Source organism: Mesorhizobium sp. M2A.F.Ca.ET.037.01.1.1 (genome assembly GCF_003998075.1).
Lineage (GTDB): Bacteria > Pseudomonadota > Alphaproteobacteria > Rhizobiales > Rhizobiaceae > Mesorhizobium.
The window spans coordinates 1-1,661 of record NZ_RZSA01001244.1 but is presented as its reverse complement, the minus strand read 5'-3'; the positions used below and the strand labels follow the sequence as shown (position 1 = coordinate 1,661).

The following is a 1,661-nucleotide window of genomic DNA, read 5'->3' as shown; positions in this document are numbered from 1 at the left end:
GCGCAAGGCCCGCGCCCCCCCCCAGACGACTTTTCGCGCGACCCCGATTTCGACTCGGGCGCGGACCGGCAAATGGTCAATCCTCGGTTCGGTCGCCACCTCGCCCGGCGACAGGCGGCGGAAACGGTCTATGCGATAGAGTTCGGTCTGGATCGAGTGCTCGAGGACCAGGCCCTCGGTTGCCGACAGCGTCTCCGAGATCGCTTGCGCACCGAATGTGTTCCAGTCGAAGCCCGTCCTTTTCGGATCGTCGCGCAGCACGAATGCGTGCGCGGTGACAAAACTGCCGCCAGGCGCCAACGCCTCGACGATCTTCTTAGCGATGCGCCGCAACTCATCGAGATCATCCAGGTAGTAGAGCACTTCCGAACAAAAGATCAGATCCATCCCGCCCGGCAGCGTGTCCGCATCGAAATCCAGCACGCCGAATTCAACATTAGACTGATCGCTGCACCGTTCGCGTGCTCGCTCGATGGCTATGGCGGAGATGTCGGTTGCGGTCAGATGACCCACGCGAGGCGAGAGCTGTCGCGTGAAATGGCCCTCAGCGCAGGCCAGTTCAAGCGCTCGGTCGATGTGGCCGGCAGGGAGAATTTCGAGCTGCCGCTCATATTTTTCCTGCTCATAGGACGAACCGTAGTTCCAGGGATCCTCGATCGCGAAATAGCCATTCCAGAACGACGTGCGATCGTTGTCGCGCCCATCCGCGGCCCGTGCATGGCGCGGCGCTGGAGGCGGCTCGGTGGGTTCGGCGTTCGACCGTACCAGCTCCACCGCTTTCGCGGCCAATCGCTCGAGTTTGCCGAAGTGGCTGTCCGGATCTGACCCGCGTGTCAGTTGGTCCGGCGCCACGACATTTGCGGTCAATTCAATCCAGTGATGCCTTGCCACGGTCCCGAGCACGCCAAACTGCACGCGAGCCTCGATCTGGGCGTCCCGCATCAGCCAGGCATAGATTTGATCGATTCCTTCCGGAAGTTGGGTCGCGGCTGGATTTCGAGCATCGACCCGAAGTCCAAGTGTCAGCGCCAGCCGTCGCGGCGCGGCGAGATCGTCGAAGTCGAGAAGCATCTGTTCGAGGTGATACTGGACGCGGCGAGCCGCGACGGAATTTTCCCAAACCTTTCCGAGCCTGGTGATCAACCCGGTGAGGGCGCCGCCGAACCTGTCCCATCTGGCAGCCAATTGCGCCGGCGCCGACAGGCTTCCTGCCATAACGCCATCCAAGGCCACCTCGGCGATCTGTCGCGCCCACTTGCGTTGCGCGGGGAGCGCGCGCAGGGACTGCGGGTCGATCGAACGCGAGCCGCTGCCGCAATCCGACGCGGCGTTCCACAACGCGAACCACGCGAGGGCTTCAGATGCGGAGCGGCCGATCGTCTCGACCGCTCCATTGGCGTGAGCCGATGCCGGGTGTTTGACCCTGGGATCAGGAGAAAAACCGCGGGCGATCACGATTTCCGCATCTGCCAGCACCTGCCTCGAATTACGCGAGAGCGAGTTGGGGCTGGTCTGATAGAAAGCCAGCGGCTCGTCGACCATCACCCAATTCTTCCCTAGCCGTGCGACGCGCTGCCACAGATCCCAGTTCTCGCAGGTACGCAGCGACACATCGAAACCGCCCAATTCGACAATTGTCTGCCGATCGACCAGGAGTGCGT

Annotated in this window: 1 protein-coding gene; it reads right to left on the bottom strand. The window is 62.6% G+C overall.

The window, feature by feature from the left end:
• Nucleotides 1–1,661, bottom strand: a 1,661-nt coding sequence (locus EOA27_RS35565) for an SAM-dependent methyltransferase (protein ID WP_127258620.1), incomplete at both ends; no start/stop codon positions are given.